The sequence below is a fragment of the Spirochaeta dissipatitropha genome, assembly GCF_054657935.1.
In genome coordinates this window covers 64,285-84,138 of the sequence record NZ_BAAHXT010000010.1, presented here as the reverse complement: position 1 = coordinate 84,138, position 19,854 = coordinate 64,285, and the positions used below count along the sequence as shown (strand labels likewise).

At 43.9% G+C, this 19,854-nt stretch carries 16 protein-coding genes, 2 tRNA genes and 1 other RNA gene; 15 read left to right on the top strand and 4 right to left on the bottom strand.

What is annotated here, in order from left to right; all coding sequences use genetic code 11:
• Positions 1–56 precede the first annotated feature (56 nt).
• The gene (locus ACYQ2L_RS12570) at positions 57–797 is read left to right on the top strand and encodes a queuosine precursor transporter (RefSeq protein WP_460056227.1); all 741 of its coding nucleotides are present in this window, start codon (positions 57–59) and stop codon (positions 795–797) included.
• Positions 798–848: 51 nt separating this feature from the next.
• On the opposite strand, the gene ACYQ2L_RS12565 is transcribed toward ACYQ2L_RS12570, so the two are convergent.
• The 3 genes from ACYQ2L_RS12565 to ACYQ2L_RS12555 all read right to left on the bottom strand — a co-directional run bounded on the left by ACYQ2L_RS12565 (position 849) and on the right by ACYQ2L_RS12555 (position 3,910).
• On the bottom strand, positions 849–1,631 hold the full coding sequence (locus ACYQ2L_RS12565) for a hypothetical protein (protein ID WP_460056224.1): 783 nt from the start codon (positions 1,629–1,631) through the stop codon (positions 849–851).
• A 48-nt stretch (positions 1,632–1,679) separates the two neighbouring features.
• On the bottom strand, positions 1,680–2,966 hold the full coding sequence (locus tag ACYQ2L_RS12560; RefSeq protein ID WP_460056221.1) for a CCA tRNA nucleotidyltransferase: 1,287 nt from the start codon (positions 2,964–2,966) through the stop codon (positions 1,680–1,682).
• 71 nt (positions 2,967–3,037) lie between these two features.
• Positions 3,038–3,910, bottom strand: a complete 873-nt coding sequence (locus tag ACYQ2L_RS12555; protein ID WP_460056218.1) for a flagellin N-terminal helical domain-containing protein — start codon at positions 3,908–3,910, stop codon at positions 3,038–3,040.
• Between the two features lie 134 nt (positions 3,911–4,044).
• Between ACYQ2L_RS12555 and ACYQ2L_RS12550 the strand changes: the two genes are divergently transcribed.
• Positions 4,045–4,665 (top strand): thiamine diphosphokinase, encoded by a 621-nt coding sequence (locus ACYQ2L_RS12550; RefSeq protein WP_460056215.1) that lies wholly within the window; start codon positions 4,045–4,047, stop codon positions 4,663–4,665.
• Positions 4,666–4,667: 2 nt separating this feature from the next.
• Entirely contained in the window at positions 4,668–6,359 is a 1,692-nt protein-coding gene (locus tag ACYQ2L_RS12545) for a DUF5312 family protein (RefSeq protein WP_460056212.1), read from the top strand.
• Between the two features lie 4 nt (positions 6,360–6,363).
• Here the strand turns inward: ACYQ2L_RS12545 and ACYQ2L_RS12540 are convergent, their stop codons facing one another.
• Positions 6,364–7,215 carry a hypothetical protein gene (locus tag ACYQ2L_RS12540; protein ID WP_460056209.1) on the bottom strand — a complete coding sequence of 284 codons (852 nt, stop codon included), beginning with the start codon at positions 7,213–7,215 and terminating at the stop codon, positions 6,364–6,366.
• A 437-nt stretch (positions 7,216–7,652) separates the two neighbouring features.
• Between ACYQ2L_RS12540 and aroH the strand changes: the two genes are divergently transcribed.
• The 12 genes from aroH (at position 7,653) to rnpB (ending at position 19,844) form a co-directional block, all read left to right on the top strand.
• Complete coding sequence (gene aroH, locus ACYQ2L_RS12535; RefSeq protein WP_460056206.1) at positions 7,653–8,042, top strand: chorismate mutase; 390 nt, start codon at positions 7,653–7,655, stop codon at positions 8,040–8,042.
• Complete coding sequence (locus tag ACYQ2L_RS12530) at positions 8,017–8,829, top strand: M24 family metallopeptidase (protein ID WP_460056203.1); 813 nt, start codon at positions 8,017–8,019, stop codon at positions 8,827–8,829. The genes aroH and ACYQ2L_RS12530 overlap by 26 nt, the downstream gene beginning before the upstream one ends.
• Positions 8,830–8,957: 128 nt before the next feature.
• Positions 8,958–9,031, top strand: a tRNA-Thr gene (locus tag ACYQ2L_RS12525).
• Between the two features lie 61 nt (positions 9,032–9,092).
• A tRNA-Tyr gene (locus ACYQ2L_RS12520) sits at positions 9,093–9,174 on the top strand.
• A gap of 95 nt (positions 9,175–9,269) precedes the next feature.
• Positions 9,270–9,734 carry a YkgJ family cysteine cluster protein gene (locus ACYQ2L_RS12515; RefSeq protein ID WP_460056201.1) on the top strand — a complete coding sequence of 155 codons (465 nt, stop codon included), beginning with the start codon at positions 9,270–9,272 and terminating at the stop codon, positions 9,732–9,734.
• Positions 9,731–10,684 carry an MBL fold metallo-hydrolase gene (locus ACYQ2L_RS12510; RefSeq protein WP_460056199.1) on the top strand — a complete coding sequence of 318 codons (954 nt, stop codon included), beginning with the start codon at positions 9,731–9,733 and terminating at the stop codon, positions 10,682–10,684. Before ACYQ2L_RS12515 ends, ACYQ2L_RS12510 begins: the two co-directional genes overlap by 4 nt.
• 4 nt (positions 10,685–10,688) lie before the next feature.
• The gene (locus tag ACYQ2L_RS12505; RefSeq protein WP_460056197.1) at positions 10,689–10,874 is read left to right on the top strand and encodes a hypothetical protein; all 186 of its coding nucleotides are present in this window, start codon (positions 10,689–10,691) and stop codon (positions 10,872–10,874) included.
• Complete coding sequence (locus ACYQ2L_RS12500) at positions 10,867–14,892, top strand: FlgD immunoglobulin-like domain containing protein (protein ID WP_460056195.1); 4,026 nt, start codon at positions 10,867–10,869, stop codon at positions 14,890–14,892. Before ACYQ2L_RS12505 ends, ACYQ2L_RS12500 begins: the two co-directional genes overlap by 8 nt.
• Entirely contained in the window at positions 14,892–16,685 is a 1,794-nt protein-coding gene (gene dnaG / locus ACYQ2L_RS12495; protein WP_460056193.1) for a DNA primase, read from the top strand. Before ACYQ2L_RS12500 ends, dnaG begins: the two co-directional genes overlap by 1 nt.
• Positions 16,678–18,453 (top strand): RNA polymerase sigma factor RpoD, encoded by a 1,776-nt coding sequence (gene rpoD, locus ACYQ2L_RS12490; protein ID WP_460056191.1) that lies wholly within the window; start codon positions 16,678–16,680, stop codon positions 18,451–18,453. Before dnaG ends, rpoD begins: the two co-directional genes overlap by 8 nt.
• A 17-nt stretch (positions 18,454–18,470) precedes the next feature.
• Positions 18,471–19,487, top strand: coding sequence for a zinc ribbon domain-containing protein (locus ACYQ2L_RS12485; RefSeq protein WP_460056188.1), 1,017 nt, complete (start codon positions 18,471–18,473; stop codon positions 19,485–19,487).
• Positions 19,488–19,509: 22 nt separating this feature from the next.
• An RNA gene (gene rnpB / locus ACYQ2L_RS12480) (RNase P RNA component class A) lies at positions 19,510–19,844 on the top strand.
• The last annotated feature ends 10 nt before the right edge of the window (positions 19,845–19,854 follow it).

Here is a 19,854-nt window from a genome sequence, read left to right as displayed (position 1 = left end):
TGAATTCTCAAGCAAAATGTAATTTTGCAAAAAGCTCCATAGAGAAGGATTAGTAAATGAACAATGAGATTCTCTGGCTACTTATGATGGCCGTTAATTTCGGCATAATCATGTTGTTATACCGATGGATCGGGCAAATCGGAATTCTGTTATGGATTCCAATCGCTGTCATTCTGGCAAATATTCAGGTAATCAAAGCGGTAGACCTGTTCGGTGTGAGTGCAACTCTCGGTAATATTCTTTATGGAACGACCTTTCTGGTCACTGATATCCTTTCCGAGAATCACGGGAAGAAATCAGCCAGACTCGCCGTATATATAGGTTTTATAGCTCTGATTGCTACTACGCTTATTATGAATCTTGCGCTTGCTTTTGTGCCGGGGGCGGAGGATTTCAGTCAATCGAGTCTTGAAACTATTTTTTCTTTTTTACCACGTATAGTATTAGCAAGTCTTGTTGCTTATACCCTAAGCCAGCTACATGATGTATGGGCATTCCATCTCTGGAGAAAAAAATACCCTTCCAGGAAAGCTCTGTGGTTCAGGAATCTGGCCAGCACCTCTGTCAGCCAGTTGATTGATAGTATAATCTTTACCTTTATCGCATTCTACGGTGTATTCAGCAGTGGAGTGTTTATAGAGATTCTGATTACAACCTATGTGCTCAAGCTGCTGGTTGCTCTTGTCGATACGCCAATGGTGTATATTGCTCAGACCTGGCATGCTGATACTCGAATACAGGATGACTGGAAAAAGCGTACAGCTATGCTCGGTATGGCGGAAATCTGCGAAGATTAAGACTGTGTTCATTCTGCAGCCTGCATGATTTCGCAGGCTGCTATTACAGGATCAGTCCTTCCAGGGGAAAATCATATTCCTGAGTGTACGTTTCCCTACCTTTTGCTGGTCTTCATGAAGTACTGCTCTCCATGGAATACGTTTTCTGTTTGCCTCGGGATTTTCTTCAAGGTAGTCGTATTTCTGAAGGCGTAACCTTACTGCTCCCTGAAGAAGCAGAATTACACCGAATATACCCGGGAACAAGTACGCAGTGAATCCTGACAGAATAATGATCGCGCCTAACATAATCACCAGAATGATCGAGAAGAAAACGTTATCAAGTGCTAATATGAGGCTTTTCTTCCATGATTTCAGAAATGGATCCTTCATGGCGCAATATAATGGGAGATTATATTGTGCGGTCATTATCCATAGAATTGCGATCCAGAATAATATTGACGCGGCCGCCAGACCAAAAAGGTTCTCCATGTCGAAGTAGAATGGTAATGCGTTGTACAGGAGTAGCCCCACCGCTATATTCACCAGAACAAAAAACAATGTACGGAGAAACAGAAGCCGTATCCCTTCAAGTAATTCCGGAAATCCCCAGGGTTTATAGGCAGCTGTGAGGTAAGCAACATGTGTTGTAGCGCTGATATATATAATTATCAAAGCGATTCCGAAAGGGAATGACAGAGCAACAACAAATGGCGGCATACCGGCATTAACCAGCCACCCAGGAATTGACAACGGAATTATAATGGCTATTGCTCCCAGAACATTCATAAGAAGTAACTTGAGAACTGCATCCCACATATCAAAGAACCATTTTTTTAATGTAAATAAAAGCATATGAACAGCATGATACCGCATTAGGTGGAAATGGAAAAGGCTTGTGCCTTAGTTCATATTTGCACTCATTGATTCTGCAAGTTTTTCAAGATTTTGAGGAGTATTATCCTCTGGATGTATTACTACATGCAGTAGCATATCGTTCAGAAGTTTTCCAAGCCAGGGGCCGGATCCCCTGTCCAGAAGTTTCATGATTCGTCCACCATCAATCCTCAGATCCTTGATATGCGCTATTACACCGGCATTTTCCTCAGCGATTATACGATTCTGAATGCTGCTGTCCGGAATCCGTGTGCCAAGGATTTTTCTTGCCAGGTACAGATCTGCCCATTTACATGGTGAAACGGCATACAGAAACATTCGTATCGAAGAGGTATTGGCATCTGGCAGTTCTTGTCCTATTGCTGAAATAATTCTCGTTAATGATTTACATTCCTGTTTTGTGTAGCGTCTTTCGAAGAATGACTTTTCTATAAAACAATTATCTTTCAGACTCACTTCCGGCAACATCCTCCAGGCGAGAATGGAAGCACGCCATAACCAGGTATCATGACCGGAGATGCTCTGTGAAAAATCAGAGATTTTCGGAATTACAGTTGTTGAGAGTGTGTTTTCTGGCAAACAGGGGAGGAACAGATGGGTCTGTCCTAATTCTATAAGTTGGGCTATAGGTTGATCGGGTTGAGAGCCAGAGAGTAGCTTTATCCATTCTACTCTGAGTCGTTCTGCAGCGAGCTTATTCATTAGATGTGAACATGATTTCATGGCAGCAGAGGTGTCTGGATCAATACGGAAGCCAAGGCGTGAGGAAAAACGAAGGCCTCGGATAATTCTCAGTGCATCCTCATGAAAACGGATTTTCGCCTCACCGATTGCTCGTATAATTCCCTCTCTTATATCATTAACTCCATCTGTTTCATCAATCAGTCTGCACTCAGGAAGGGATAAAGCAAGAGCATTAATGGTAAAATCCCTTCTCGAGAGATCTTCAGACAAATTGCTGGTAAACAATACCGAGTCGGGTCTGCGTGAATCGGAATAGTTCCCGTCAATTCTGAAAGTGGTTACCTCAATCAATTTGCCGTGAAAAAAGACACTTACTGTACCATGCTGAATGCCAGTGTTGAGGACTTTCGGGAACAGCGTAGCAACCTGTTCCGGTTTGGCAGAACTGGCAAAATCGAAATCATCGGGAATGGTGCCCATAACAATATCGCGAACAGCCCCTCCAACAAGAACGGCCTCGTACCCTGCATCAGTAAACATCCGGGCAAAGTCAAACAGATATGGAGGTATGCGTTTTTTAATTTCCGATGATTTGGTGACAGGATTCACCGCGAGATAATAGCAGTTCTATGAACAAAAAAAAAGGGGCGTATGCCCCTTTTTTGTTTGCGGGTCCTGTTTTACTGAAGCAGCTGCAGTACACCCTGAGTACTCTGATTTGCCTGGGCAAGCATTGCAGTCGAACTCTGAGCAAGAATCTGATTCTTGGTAAATTGTACACTCTGTTCAGCCATGTTCGCATCACGGATCCGTGATTCTGCTGCCTGCAGGTTTTCGGCGCCAACGTTCAAGCCTTGTCGTGCAAAATCCAGTCTGTTCTGGTACGCACCAAGATCTGCCCGTTGTTTGCTTACGATTTGCAGAGCATTATCCAGTATCCCGATTGCGGCATTGGCCTTATCAGGTGTAGACAGGCTAATAAAGCTTGCAGTATGCGGCAGGCCGTCAGTTCCCTGTAATCCCAATCCTTGAGCTGTCATTGTACCTATGTTTACACGGGTACGCTGATCCATGTTAGCGCCTATATGAAACCACATACTGGCTGTAACAGCATTGGTACCGGTTTCACTGGCAAAACGTCCTGTCAGCAGGTTCATTCCGTTAAACTGTGCATGTGAGGCTATTCTGTTAACCTCAGCAATAAGCTGAGATACTTCTACCTGAATCTGCATTCGATCTTCCGTTGTATAAATACCGTTGGATGATTGAACTGCAAGCTCACGAATACGTTGAATCATATCCTGACTCTGCTGGAGATAACCCTCAGTTGTCTGAATAAGGGAAATAGCATTAGCTGCGTTCTTGTCTGCCTGGTTGAGACCACGAACCTGCGCCCGCATCTTTTCAGATACAGCAAGACCAGATGCATCGTCACCAGCACGGTTAATCCGCAGTCCGGATGACAGTTTCTCCATATCCTTTTTGACAGCCTCGGTGTTGAGGTTGTTTTGCCGTTGGGCGAACATTGCGCTCATATTGTGATTGATGATCATTGAAATCCTCCTTGATCGTGCCCAGAGAACATCCTTGTTCTCTTTTTTTGTAGCCTCATTTTAGAGGTACACTCATAATATCGGTAGTTCACAATGGCCCTTTAGACAGAAATGAAAATAACCGAACTATAAATATGTTGTCCTTGATTATTACCGGAGGAGAAAAACCTGAATTTGAACGAGTGTCTGAGCTGATTGCAGAATCCGGTTGGATTGCTGCCGCTGATTCTGGATATGACTGGGCAATCAGTCATAATATAAGCGTTGATCTGCTCATTGGTGATCTGGATTCAATTCAAAACCGAAACACAGATCGGGCAAAGAACATTGTCCAGTTTCCGGAAGATAAAGACTTTTCAGATACCGAGCTTGCTCTGATGGAGGCGGAAAAACAATCACCTGAAAAAATCGGCATTATAGGCGGGGGTGGGGGCAGATTCGATCATCTGCTTGCTATCAGTAGTCTGTTCTGGAGTAAAAATCCGCCTGATTTCTGGATAAGCAGTAATGCGGCTATGTATCACGTGTATAAGGAGCTCAAACTGAAACTGGAAATAAACTCCTGTATATCTGTTTTTTCTACTTCAAATATATTTCTTGAAGCTTACTCATCTGGATTGAAGTGGCCGCTTCAGGATGCAGACTGGCAAAAACAGCCTGTTGGAATTTCCAATCGAAGTGTATCAGAATTAATTCACATCCAGGTAGAGCGGGGCAGTGCTTTGATCATTGTTCCCTTTGATGAGCAGGAATAGCTATGGAAAATGTATTTGATAATTTATCACAATCACTCTCCCGGGATGAGCGTGCAGCACTGCTTGAGCGTATCTCGGTATCTCTGAATCTGGCTGCTGATTCGGATACCTCTATTATTCATAAACCTCTGGATCAGGAGGACAAGAAAAAAAAGATCCGTCAGGATCTCTCCCGGCTCGGTCCAGCACTGCAGCTGCAGTTATGGATTACATCCTTTTTCTCTCCTAAATCGATTGAAGAGCGTTTTATTCGCCTGCGTATTAATCAGATGATTCGCAAGATTCATAAAGTCGATGATTCACTTATAGATGGTGACGGTGAGTACATAGGAGCAGGATTCGCATCTCGTGTTGAAATACTTCAGCAATATGCAAGGAAACTAAAAACCTATTATGCATCAATATGGAACAACCCTGATGTGATACCAGAAATTGCGGCAGGCATCGCTTCGCGTCATATACCTGAGGCGAAAGAGAAGCTGACAGATTTTCTTCCGCGTTCAGAATTGAAGATACTGGTATATAAGCAGGAAAACTCAGGAAAAATCAGAGAACAGTTAGATTCTAAAATGAAGGACTATCTTGATTCTGTGCATATAAAAGTATTCGATATAATCACTGAGGAATTATCACCTTTATATTTCCTTAAATCGGCCGTTGAATTTCCATACGATAAATTTCTTGCCGCTTTCAAAGGAAAGGATGGATATCATGGTGCCCGCTTTCAGTCTATTCGCGATGATCTCGAGCATCTGTATTATTCCGTCTATGTAGCAACTCGTTGGGAAGCTGGTCGTAAAATAGATAGTATTTTGACCCAGGGTAACGAAACCATTGCGCAGCAGATAGTAAATTTCTATCATGCACTTAAAGATTTCTTTTTCGAGGTCCCCCTGGCTGAAATAATCAAGGCAGGTACTCTGGATCCTTACTATAGATTCATGATCTATGTACCTAGGATTGATGTAAAAAGATTCCTTGGAGCATATCTCAGGCTGCATGTTTTTGCTGAGTTTGATGCTGTAATTACAGAATGTAGAATTGAGACCGCGAGTGAAATGCTGAGTGATCTCTTCAGGGCTGAATGGAAGAATCCCCTGCAGCATATTATTGATTTTCAGCGTATGGAAGGAACTGGAAGTGAGCATGTTCACATACATCGCACACATTCTGTCGGGATGATTTATTTATATCTGAAGACAAGGTTCCCGACAGAGCACGAAGGTTTTGCCCTGGCTATTGCAAAAACTCAAACCAGAAGGATAGGGCAGGTCGGCAGTGATATGCTGATGGTTCTGTCAAATCTTGATGACATAATGGATAAGATTGATCGAGTGAATATTTCTCTTTCTTCTGATGCATCGGAAGGAGAAGATCTAAGAAGGCTGCGTCTGTTATCTCAGCGTGATCCTTCGATACAGCGACAATATCGAATGAAACTCGAACAAATAGATAAAAGGGCATACGAGTATAGTACCCGGTTCCTCGATACATTGATTTCATTGAGATCCCAGTTCGTAAGTTACCACGTTCATATTGAAAAAGGCCGCAGCGGATCTGCAGACAAGTTGAAGAAGGAGATTGAATGGCTTCAACATTTTGTTGAAGCATTGAGGCTGGTAATGCAGCTGGAAGATGAGAAACCCCGCGAGATTTACAATGCACTTAACCGTGGTCCGGGCTCAATCAAATAGATTACTATTGACCTGAGGGGCTCAATAAAGCACCCATTCTGCTTAATCTCAGAGGGTCCGTATCTGTCTCTGCCGACAGCTGGAAGTAGTCAAGCAGCAGAGGAAACTCTGTGATTATCTGACCATAGACCCGTAATGCTTCGAGTTGCCGTTCCATAATCAGTTCCTCAAACAGTACTGCTGCATTCGCCTGCTGAATTGCTTCACGTCTTGACTCTACAAGCTCCCTGTACAGCAGTCGGCCTGATTCATAGAGATCAAGATCAGGAAATTTCATATTCTGAACACTCACAGATAAAATCCTGATCTCCGGGATTTTGTCCTGAAGTTCTGAACTGATATTTTCCAGTTGTACAGCCGAGTCGTATATGCTGTCCGAGGAAAAACTCCGTAAACTGGATTCGAATAACTGTTCAAACCAGAATGATAACTTGTCCGAGAGCTCATTATTTATAGTTTCCTGGTTTTCCGGTCGTATATTTCGCTCTGCTGCCAGGTGTGGAATTGTGTGTGGATCAAGCTCCCATTCTACGATTGCGTCAGCTGAAATGCTGAAATCAGGATTGCCTTCAAGGTAAAGCGAGTAATGCTCTGCCGATGGTAACTGGCGTGAGATCGAGATATGGCTGCGTTCAGTCTGAATGTCGAATTTGTATAGATTGACGTTTGTGGGGAGGAGTCTTCCCCAATACCATCTGAACTCACCAGGTGAAATAATATCCGGGTCCCAACCCTGCGTTTTGGAGAATATAACACCGTATTCATGGTCATCAATCTGAAATGAGATCCAGCCAATGTAAAATACGGCTACCGCACAAATAATCAGAATAAACAGAACTACAAGGAACTTACCCACGCTTGACTCCTCATTTCCGGGTGCATGCAATCGATATAATTTCTTACCCGCCTCTTCCCATATTAGGCTGAACACTCTACTATTACAAGCAATGCAGCTAGTATGGATACTGGATAAAACAGAATATCTTCTTTCGAGGTTTATTTTTCCGATTTTCAGCCTCATGGTGTGTTCATGGGTTCTATACATTATCGGGAGTCTGCAAGGGCTAACTCAGGCTTCGATATTTTTTCTTCTTTCTCTTACGGGTTGGTTAGCTGCTGTAGCATTGATCGGGATTATCTGTGATATTTTCTTCCTGTTTTTTTTCATATTGTCCAGACCATCTTTTTTTGGTAGAAGGCTTGTAATCCGTCTGCTGCAGGCATGCGTATCGGTTGCGGTATTTATTTCTCAATCATATATCGTACTGTTAAGTAATATTTAGGGGGAATAGGATGTCTGATTTTTCAGATCAAATCGACGAGAGAACTACAGTTTTTGCAGTAAGAGGCGCTGTCCAGCTTGAAACCGACTCGGTAATTTCAATGCGGGAAGCGGTAACAGAGCTGCTCGGAACACTGTGCCGGCAAAACGATCTACATGAAGATGATATTATCAGTATCCAGTTTACGCAAACCAGTGATCTTGTACAGGCAAATCCTGCCAGAGAGTTGAGGTCTTCCGGATTTGAAAATGTTTCTCTGTTCTGCTCACTGGAACCAGATTATCCTGAGTCACTGGAGCGGACGCTGCGGGTGCTGGTAACATATCGCTCTTCGATTCAGCATAAACCGTCGGCTGTCTATTTAGGTAAAACGCTTGGTTTACGAAGTATTGCACAATGATAAACCATTCTGGCATGGCGTGGAGCGCAGTGCCAGAATACTCAGCCCGCTGTTGAAGGCTCTTAAAGTTCATATGTATCCCGGCCAGAACGCACATGGCATTGAACGCATCTGTCTTGATTATCTTAAAAATAATTACGGCAGCTCGTCGCTGCATGGGTTTCAGAATTTTCAGGGACATATTTGCGTAAACCGAAATGAGATTGCTGCCCATAGCCCACCTGAAGACAAGGTTTTCAAGTCTGGAGATCTGATTACAGTGGATATCGTAATTGATGTTCTCGGCTGGAAGGCTGACCTTGCCTGGACGTATGGAATCGAACCACTTCAATCCGAACACAAAAAACTGCTTAATACTGCCTGGCAGGCATCACTTATTCCTCTGTGTACCCGCAATGACAGCAGCGGAAAATCTGCGGGGATGTTATTGTCAAAGCTCGTGGATCAGAAGCAATTCCAGATATGTGATAGATTTGCTGGTCATGGTATCGGACGAGAAATACATCTTCCGCCTGTAATTGCTTACCAGGCAGAATTATGCCGATTTCCTTGTATTACAGCGGAGCTTCCAGCGTTCTGTTGGGAACCCATAATTACTCAAGGCAATAAATCTGTTGAAATGTTGGACTCTGGGGCATTTCAGACGACCGACGGCCAGTTCACGGCTCAATTCGAGCATATGTACACCATAACACCTGAGGGACAGCTGCTGCTGATCAATCTGGATTATTCAGACATATATATGTCATCTGCACATGATCGACTCTTATCGGCACCTCCCTGGTAAATAATCCTGCAAATGCTCATGTAGATTTTTTTTTCAGGAAGCTCAAAGGCTTATGAAAAGTTTGCCTAAAAAATCATGACTGTGCTTGACTTTTTACTTTGGGTTAAGGTACTATCTGCCTCGTTAACGCCGTCTTAGCTCAGCTGGCCAGAGCACGTGACTTGTAATCTCGGGGTCGTCGGTTCGAATCCGACAGACGGCTAATCACAATAATTAGAGAGTGTTGACACTTTTTATATTTGTGTGTTACGGTATCGAAATACGGGGAGATGCCCGAGCGGCCAAAGGGAGCAGACTGTAAATCTGCCGGCGTAGCCTTCGCAGGTTCGAATCCTGCTCTCCCCAATTTAAGGTTTCCATATTCTACATATGGAAACCTTTTTTTTTAATCTGAATGCGTTATTATTATACTCATAAAGTAATAACTCGGGTGGTATTCCATGACTAACAGGCAGTATGAAAATGGTCTTCATTTTGGGTGTACGCAATGCCATATCTGCTGTAGGGGAGAGCCAGGATATGTTATGCTTTCAATGAAAGATATTCATAAAATGGCAGATTTTCTTTCCATGTCGGTTCGATCATTTGCGGAAAAATACTGCAGACCGGTTAGAAGGCAAGCTGAGACATATGTCAGTCTCATTGAAAAGTCTAATTATGACTGTGTTTTCTGGGATCAGGGTTGTACAATTTATGACTCACGACCGCTGCAGTGCAGTTCGTATCCTTTCTGGAAATCAATACTCGATCAGGATGATGGCTGGGAAAATGAAAAAAGCTACTGCCCGGGGATTGGAAAAGGTAAACTGTTTTCCGTTAAAGAAATAGATGAAATACTTGATAAGCGTTCAGACGAGCCGTATGCTCAATGGAAGGATGTTCTTCCGCGGGATGAAGAATCATGAAAATTCGAGTATGGGGAGCGAGAGGTAGTCATCCCAAAGCGCTGAATCCAAATCAGATACGAAGTAAAATATCCGCTATTATCCAGCGTGCGCGACCTGAGGATCTGGCGTCTGCAGCATCAAAAGAAGCATTTCTGGCTGGGCTGCCTTCATGGTTGTTTGGCAGTTATTCCGGAAATACATCCTGTGTATCCATTGAACTTGAAAAGAAGAAGCATATTGTTTTCGATGCGGGTACTGGAATTATAGAGTACTGGGCGCAAGCAATGGCTTCCGGGCTTTCAGATTTATTGAGCGATCATTACTTGTTTTTTACCCATTACCATTATGATCATATACAGGGTCTGCCGTTTTTTCCTCCAGCCTATATGAAAAATCATCGATTGTTTCTCCATTCGCCTTTGCCGGGTCTTCGAGAAGCACTTGAGCGGCAAATGGCTCCTCCCTTGTTCCCGGTTAAAATGGATGAAGCTATGCTGGCGGAAATTGCCTGGATGCAGCTTGTCGAGGACGAAAGTCTGAAGCTTTACGGGGCGGATATTTCCTGGATCAAATTACAGCATCCTGGTGGAGCATACGGCTATAAAATTTCTTCTTCAGGCAAATCCTGTTTGTATGTCACAGACATTGAGTTGACCAAATATTACTACGAGCGGAATAAAGTAAATACCGATTTTTTTGCTGATGCAGATATCATTTTGCTTGATACTCAGTATACTCTAGATGAGGCTCTGCAGAAGAAAGACTGGGGACATTCCTCATATATTCACGGTGTTGATTTTGCACTGCACTGGAATATAAAAAAGCTTGTTATGTTTCATCATGAACCTAAATATGATGATCGCAAGTTGTTCTCCAACCTCAGTGCCGCCAGGGAATATGCCAGATGCTCACATAGAAAAGCTCTGCATATTGAATTGGCTCAGGAAGGTTTGACAATAGAGGTGTAATATTTTGAAATCAGTATCATATCAGTTGAATGACCGTTACCTGCTGGCGGTATATGTGTTTTTACAACAGAATGAAGATCTGCTTGATGACACACAACAGGCTTTGTATCTAGATTTGCAGAGAGTTTTATTCCAGGAATTGACCCTGGAGGAGGTAGAGAATATTGAAAGCGTATACAACAATGCTTAGAAAGTTGAGTTTTTCCGGAGTATTCCTGGCGATCTGTCTGATTTTGCCAGCAGCGGTGTGGGCTGATTATAATCCGCCGGCCGGTACCAATGATCTTGACAGACTGCTTTCTCCGAGAGCTCTTTCTGTTGGCGATTTCGGATTGATAGATGAATATCCTGCTGCTTCAAGCAGTAATCCTGCTGCTGCGTCTCATGTGCAGAGGTCTCAACTTGATTTATCCTACCTTGCAGCGATTCAATTGGGCGGATCCGGCTGGGCTGGTCATGTTATCAATCTCGGTGCTATGTACCCCTCGCCGGCAGGCGTTTTTGGGGCAAATCTCCAGATGGTCTTCTCAGGACTGGAGGAATCACTGAATACCGGGGCCCTTTTCCGCCTTCAGTCATCATTTGCCAAGCCGTTATATGATACGATCGATTTTGGTTTGGGTTTTGACCTGCTCACAGGTTTTGGTGATCAATTTGATATAGGTGCATCTGCATCCATAGGCTATATCCATCATGTTTCTCATCTGACCGGTCTTGAAAATGCGAGATATGGAATTGCCATGAGCGGAATTGGTAAATGGTACAGGGGTTTCGAGAATCAATTTCCGTATCCTTCTCCTTTTACTCCATCATTCGAGTTTGCGTATTCACCGGTAGTAACTGAAAATCTGAAATGGGATCTGTATTCACGGCTTTCTTTTCCGGCATTTCAGAACGTACGTTTCGGTATTGGAACTGAGCTCGGCATTGGTAACCGTCTTGATTTCTCTGGCGGCATGCAGCTTGATTTACGTTCAATACTTGAGAATCCATCGGATCCAGGATTGTATATTCCCTCGGTTGGTTTCCAGTTAAGATTTCCCGTTTCTTTATCCGGGGAGAATGGTTTAATTGCAGAAAGAGGCTGGCAACAGAACGAGATTCGACTCAGAAGTGGAGTCACCTCATTTCCAGGTAATTCATTAATAGCTGGTATCGGTATAAACGCAGCACTTGGCTCGATTGACATCAACCCACCTGAAATATCACTTTCTGTTGATGATAGAACATATATATCACCCAATAACGATGGGGTTCAGGATTATCTCCAGTTTCCTCTGGAAATAACGGATGAACGTTATGTGATGAGGTATCGCTTTGTCGTTGAAAATGAGGATGGAGATATCATAAGATCTATCGACAATGTTGATCAGCGGCCTGAAAGTGAAGGAGTGAGAAACTTCATTGACCGTTTTCTCAGTGTTACGACTGGTCTGGAAATTCCGGAGTCCATTCGATGGAATGGGCGACTGGATGATGGAAGTGTTGCCCTGGATGGTGAGTACAGGTTTTATGTAGAAGCCTGGGATGATAACGATAACCGGGGTACATCCACAAAATACACAGTTATTGTAGATAATACAGCTCCAGTAGTTGAGCTTCAGGTTCCGGTTGGGGATGAGTTGATCTTTTCTCCAAGTGAAGATAGCTTCCAGAATTTTGTACGTGTAGGGCAGAGCGGAAGCATTGAAGATCTCTGGAAAGGGACTGTGTATAATGCTTCTGGCGAAGCTGTGCGTGATTTCAGCTGGCGTAATTCAGAACCCGGGGATATGATCTGGGATGGAATGAACAGTGACGGTGAAGTAGTCAGGGATGGCGTATATTCCTATTCAATCTCTGCTACTGATCGCGCCGGAAATTCTGTTTCTGCTTCAGTGTCAAACATAATTATAAATACAGAGCCGACACCAGTCAGCTTAAATATCAGTCGTTCTATTTTTTCTCCTAATAACAATGGCGTCAATGATACAATCAGGATTTTACCTGAAATCGGGAATACCCGTGGTATACGTGATTGGTCAGTACAGATTAAAAATGCAAGGGGATCAGTGGTTCGAACCTTTGGTGATGTAGGAGTGCCGAGGGACTCTGGTTTATTGTTTGATGGCCGTGGTGATAATGGACAGCGGCTTCCCGAAGGGGCTTATCATGCAGAACTTGTGGTTGTGTACAGAAATGGAAACAGACCCGAAGCTCGTAGTCCCAATTTTACTATAGATGTGACACCACCATCAGCTCGGGTACAGGCAGAGTATCCGGTTTTTTCTCCCAACAACAGTGGAATACGGGATACCCAGATATTCACTCAGGACAGCAGTGTTGAAGAGGTCTGGACTGGTGTCATCAGAAATCAGCAAGGTGAAGTAATCAGGCAGTTCAACTGGGATCAGCGGGCTGCATCAGAATTTCACTGGGATGGAAGGACGAGTACAGGGGCCCTTGCAGCCGACGGGATCTACGCATATTACCTGGAGTCTACTGACCGGGCAGGTAATACAGGTCGATCAAACAGGGTTGATTTTGAACTTAATACAGAAGAAACTCCGGTTCTGATAACCAGTAATCATGATGCATTCAGTCCATCAAGTTATAAGGACACAATATCTATCATTCCGAACTTGAGAAAGAATGATGATATCGAATATTTTGTATTTGAAATCCTCGATTCTGAAGATAATATTGTCCGAACGTCTCGTGGAAGTGATGTGCTCACCAGTCCATTCGTCTGGGACGGCAGAAGCAGTGATGGTTTTGTTCTTCCTGATGGCCGGTATAGATCAAGACTTGAGATTCTGTATCTGAATGGAAACCTGGAGGAGGCATATACAGATTACTTTGTGCTGGATACAGTAGCACCGGCAGCAGAAATAGCTGCCGAATACCTTCTGTTCAGCCCGGACGGAGATGGTAGAAGAGACGTAGTTCCTTTTACACAGTCGAATCTCACTGATGATTACTGGATTGGAAGTATCAGAACAATGGCCGGAGAGGTTATCAGAGAGTATCGATGGGGCAGCAATCTTCGGGATTTCACCTGGGATGGTACTGATAGTGAAGGAAACCTCCTTCCGGATGGAAGCTACTATTATGAGCTAAGGTCAGAAGATGCTGCAGGGAATCGTACTCAGTACAGGATTGATTCGATCGTAATCGATACCCGACCGACGTCATTGTTTGCAACTGTGGATCTGCCGGCAATTGCTCCGGGACAAGGATCGGAGCGTGAAGAGCAGAGAATTAATCTGTTTGTAAATCTCACCGATGGTGCCGATAAATGGACCCTTGATATTTTAGACTCATCACAACGAATAGTTCGAACCTTTCAAGGTAAAGATGTTCAGAGTTCATTTCAGATTGTCTGGGATGGAAAAAATGAAGCCGGCCGAATAATCGAAGGTGAGTTCAGGGCGAGGTTTTCAGTGGATTACGAGAAGGGCAATGCTCCGGTTGCAGTTACCAGAAGTTTCCTTGTGGATGTCAGTCCTCCGGAAGCTACTGTCAGACTTCACCCCTTACCCTTTTCACCTGACAATGATGGAGTGGATGATATTCTCAATATTAATCTGCAGGTCGAAGATGCAAGTGCTATAGGTGAATGGCGTTTTGAAATCCGTGACAGAAATCAGAGGGTTTTTCATGTGATCGAAGGACGCGGACAACCCGGAAGGACACTCACCTGGGACGGCAGATCATCCGTTACTGGTAATCTGGTTATTTCTGCTGAGGATTATCCATATACATTCACTGTGAGTGATGCGCTTGGAAATACAACACAGCTTAGTGGCGTAATTCCTGTCGATATACTGGTGATTCGGGATGGTGACAGGCTGAAGGTGCAGATTCCATCTATCACATTTTCTCCTAATAGTCCTGAGTTGATAATTGATCCCGAGACAGAGATCGGGCAGAAAAATCTGGCAATAATCGAGAGATTGACAGAGATTTTCACACGCTATAATACCTATAGTATTCAGGTGGAAGGTCATGCCGTTAATCTATCCGGAACAGCCAGAGAGGAGCGGGAAGAGTTACAGCCATTGAGTTTTCAGCGTGCTGAATCTGTCAAAGCCGCGCTGGTCAGAAGCGGATTGAGTGCAGGACGTATTACCGCGGTTGGCAGGGGTGGAATGGAGCCTATCGTGCCGCATACAGATGCAGATGAACGTTGGCAAAACCGACGGGTTGAGTTTATATTGATTCGTTGATGTATAAGAGAATACCTCAGCACATTATTGATGAGCTAACAGGGAAGCTGGACATAGTCGATCTTGTCAGTGACTACGTCCAGCTTAAACCTAAAGGGAACAGGCTTTGGGGTCTGTCACCGTTCAAGACGGAGAAGACCCCCAGTTTTTCTGTTGATCCTGATAAGCAGTTGTACTACTGTTTTTCTACTCAGCAGGGAGGCACAGCTATCCAGTTTTTTATGGCAATGGAGGGGCTGACTTTTCCTGAAGCTGTAATTAAATTAGCGGAACGTTCTGGTATTCAGATAGAAGCAAAAGAACTCTCGGAGCAGGAAAAAGCTTATGCAGCTCTTCTTGAATTGTATCAGAGGGTGGCACATAGTTTTCATCACATTTTTATGAAGAGTCCGGGAGCTGATGCAGCAAGGACTTATATGATCAGGAGGGGATTTCAGCAGTCCACGATTGAGGATTTTTTTGTTGGCTATTGCCCCGATGACCCTTTCTGGCTGCATGAGTTCCTTCGAAGCAAGGGATATTCCGATAAGCTATTAGCTGATTCTGGTTTGTTTACCAGGAAAAACCCGAAACGGGCGCTGTTCTGCGGCAGAATTATTTTTCCGATCTGGAATGAAGCAGGAAGAATAGTTGCTTTCGGAGGAAGAAGCCTTTCTGACGACGGGCCCAAATACATCAATTCGCCTGAAACCCAGCTGTACAGCAAAAGCAGGGTTTTATATGGATTCTGGCAGGCTCGCCAGCACATCCGTTCCAGAAAGCAGTATATTCTCGTTGAAGGGTATATGGATTTACTGGCGATGCATCAAGCAGGATTTCCGAATACTGTTGCACCTCTTGGAACTGCTTTTACTATAGATCAACTGGATCTGCTTTCACGTTTTGCGAGAGAGGCTGTTTTATTATTTGACAGTGATTCAGCCGGCTACAACGCAGCATATAAGGCAGCGGTAATGTGTGAACAAAATTCTGTAAGTGTAAAAGCAGTCAAGATGTCTCCGGGGACCGATCCTGCTGAGCTTTTGCAGCAGGGAGGTTTACACAGCTTACAGAATAGTGTATCTTCTCCGGTACATGTACTCGAGTATTTATATTCCCATATCTCATCTCAAAATAGTTCAGGGTCTGTCGGAGCCGTTTCCTCAATAATTCGTGAGTTGTCTCCTTATTTGTCTGCTGTTTCGTCAGCAGTACAGAAAGAGGCAAGTTATGCATTTTTGGGAGAACGTCTGGGAATAGACCCTTCGGCTATTAGAAGTGATATGGGGAAGTCGTCTGTATCCAGTGAAAAGCTGTTGACGAAGCGTAAGGAGATTCAAAAAGAGGACGGAGTTCAGCAGAATAAGCATAAATCTTCACTGGAGATGTTTCTTATGGTATCTGCTGTGGCTAATATAGAGCTGTTTCCGTTTATCCGAAAAAAAATTGAATTGAATGATCTGCTGGATGAAGATGCGCAGGAGCTGTTTGTTGCTCTTGAAGAGGTTTATCGCAGCGGATCCATGACAAGTGCGGCTGTTATAGAGCATATTGAAGATATAGTTTTGAGAAATCATGTTCTTGAAAAAGTATCTGGTTCAGAGTTTGTTTTCGCCGATGATATGCCGATAAAAGAAGCCATGCAACGACTTCGTGAACGGAATGTACGTTCTCGAAAGAATTTTTTGCAGCAGGAGCTGCGAAGTATCCGGGGGACTGATATCGAATCAATCGATCATCAAAAAGAAATTATGGCGGAACTAATGCATCTGGATACCATTTTACGTGATGTAAGGGAAAGTGCTGATGAATGAAGTGCAAAATGATCCTGCATTGGAGAAATTGCTGGAGTACGCCAAGAAAAGGCAAGTCATTAGCTATGATGAAATAACTGATTTTCTTCCTGAGGAGATTGTTAACTCCGATAAAATGGATGATGTTATTGCAATTCTTGGAAAGAATAATATTCGACTGGAAGATGAAGAAGAAGCTAATGATGACTCAGATGATGACAAGGACGAAGCCGAATCTGAACAGGAAGAGGACGAGTCTGAAAGTGATTCGCCTGATCAGTCTCAGAGGCGAATCGTATATAGTGATAAAGAGTCAGCAGTAGATGACCCCATACGTCTGTATCTTCGTGAAATAGGCCGTGAAAATCTGCTCACTGCAGAACAGGAAGTAGAACTTTCCAAGAAAATGGAGGACGGCGAGAATATCATCAAGAATGTGATCAAGCATTCTGGTATGGTTATTCCCGAGCTGGCGCGTCTTGCAGAAAAAGCCTTCTCGAAGCAGGATCCCAAAGAACTTAATCTTTCCAAGAAGGAAATCTCCGAATATCTGGCTGAACGAAGACGATTGACTCAGTTTTATCGCGAAGTACTTCGGGAAATATTGCCTGAACTTCGTGCTTATATTGAGACAAAGGATGCGATGGTTGTTAAGGGGGTTCCTTTTCAGACTGATAAATCCTTGCAGAAAAATCGTGGTGTAATTTTAGCTAAGGTAGAGGAAATTGAATTTCATCAGCAAGAAATACTCCAGTTTTCCGATCGTTTTATTTCCGTATCTTCCAAAATTCGTCAGTTTCAGCGGGAAGAAGAGCGTATACAGAAGAGACTTCGCGTAGCCAATATGAGGGAACTGCGTTCTCTGGGGCGAGGTCTTGCCAATCCTGCGGAGAAAAAACGCATTGAGGAAGACCTGGGCCTTGCGGCAGATTCCATTAAGGATCAGATAAGGCAGTTTCAGATAACAGATAAAAAACTCAAGGCATTTGAGGTTGAATTTGAATCTCCAATAAACGAAATACTTCGAATGTCTGAAGAGATTACTCGTGGCAAGACGATGATGCAATCAGCCAAAGACCGTTTGATCAAAGCTAACCTTCGGCTTGTGGTTAGTATTGCAAAAAAATACACGAACAGAGGTCTGCATTTTTTTGATCTGGTTCAGGAAGGCAATATTGGTCTTATTAAGGCTGTAGAGAAATTCGAATATCGTAAAGGATACAAGTTCTCTACCTATGCCACCTGGTGGATTCGGCAGGCAATTACTAGATCCATCTCTGATCAGGCAAGAACCATTCGTGTTCCTGTTCACATGATCGAGCAGATAAATAAGGTAGTGCGTGAATCCCGTCAGCTTATGCAGATGCTGGGACGCGAGCCTAACGATGATGAGATAGCGGAACGACTTGGCTGGTCTGTAAGCCGTGTTAAATCCGTCAAGAATGTTGCCCGCGAACCTATCTCTCTGGAAACTCCGATAGGAGAGGAAGAGGATAGTCTTCTCGGAGATTTCATTGAAGACAAGGATGTTGAAAATCCAGCACATCAGACAGCATTTACTCTATTGCAGGAACAGTTGAGAGGGGTGCTTTCTACACTTCCTCCTCGTGAGCAGGAAGTTCTGAAAATGAGATTCGGCTTGGTGGATGGTTATAGTCTGACATTGGAAGAGGTTGGCCTCTATTTTAATGTTACAAGGGAACGAATACGACAGATTGAGGCCAAAGCATTGCGTCGTCTCAGGCATCCTAGACGGAGCCGACGACTCAAGGATTATCTTGACAATTAAACCGGGAGGGAGCATTCATGTTGAATGATAATACATTCGAACAATTACGAGAATTACAGGAAATAATTTCCAAGAAATTCGCCTTGCAAGCCGAGATTCAGGACATGCCTAAAGCGCTTTCTACCAAAAGTGATGTACTGAATAGAATGAAGCGTTCTTATATTGAACGGAATGAGAAGTTTGAGACAACCAGAAAGCATTTGGCTGAACTGAAGGTTCGTCTCAGTGAAGCTGAGGCTGCCCGGGAAAAATATGAACAACAGATGGATCTCATCAAGACACAGCGGGAATACGAAGCACTTGATAAAGAGATCAGAGAAGCTTCCGATCGAGAACAGGGACTTCGTCGTGATATACAACGTGAAGACCGTGCCCTTGAAGAGATTCAGGTGGCTTTGACCCGTGAGGAATCTATGATTCAGGACCAGGAGAAAGAGCTCAGTCATGAACTGGAGCGGATTAAGGCAGAGCAAGGTGACAAAGAGAAAGATTTGGCAGAGCTGATTACCATGGAAGAAGCCATTACTCCGCATCTTGATGACGATCTTGTGTTCAAGTTTGAAAGAATTATTAAAAGCAAGGAAGGCGTTGGTATTGTGCAGGTTCGGAAAGGAACCTGTTCAGGTTGTCATATGATGCTTCCGAATCAGCTCGTAAATGATGTCCGTGCAGGGGAGTCTATTCTGAACTGCCCTTACTGCAGTAGAATTCTGTTCTGGCAGGATGGTCCGGATGGTGAAGCCTTCTTTGATGAAACCGGTGGGCTCGTCGACCTTATGGAAGGTGAGTTTGATGATGATACTGAAGGCAGCGACCTGCTTGATGATTCATTGCTGGATGAGGAAGAACTCGATATCATGGATGACGGTGATGATACAATTCTAGCCGATGAAGAAGATGAAGACGATCTTGATGATTCGCTGATTGATGACGATGATGATGAGTCTCTCGATGAAGACGATGATGATTTTGATGATGAAGATGACAGTGATGACCTGGATAACGAGGATGAGGACTTAGGAGAAGACAACTGATATTATATTAGCAGAAAGAAGAATGTCGGGCTGTACCGTCGCTGTATTTTTCGATACAGAGGAAAGTCCGGGCTTCGTAGAGCGCAGCACCGGCTAATTACCGGGCATATGGCAACATATGACAGAGAGTGCCGCAGAAAATATACCGCCGAAAGGTAAGGGTGAAATGGTGAGGTAAGAGCTCACCGGGAAATCCGTAAGGATTTCCGTCCAGGCAAACCTTGCTGGAAGCAAAATCAAGCAGTGGATAGGTTGCTCGCCTGTAATCCACGGGTAGATTGCTGAAGGATTCTGGAGACAGAATCTGCAGATAGATGACGGCAATAACAGAACCCGGCTTACCGGCCCGATTTTCTTCTTTCTGCAT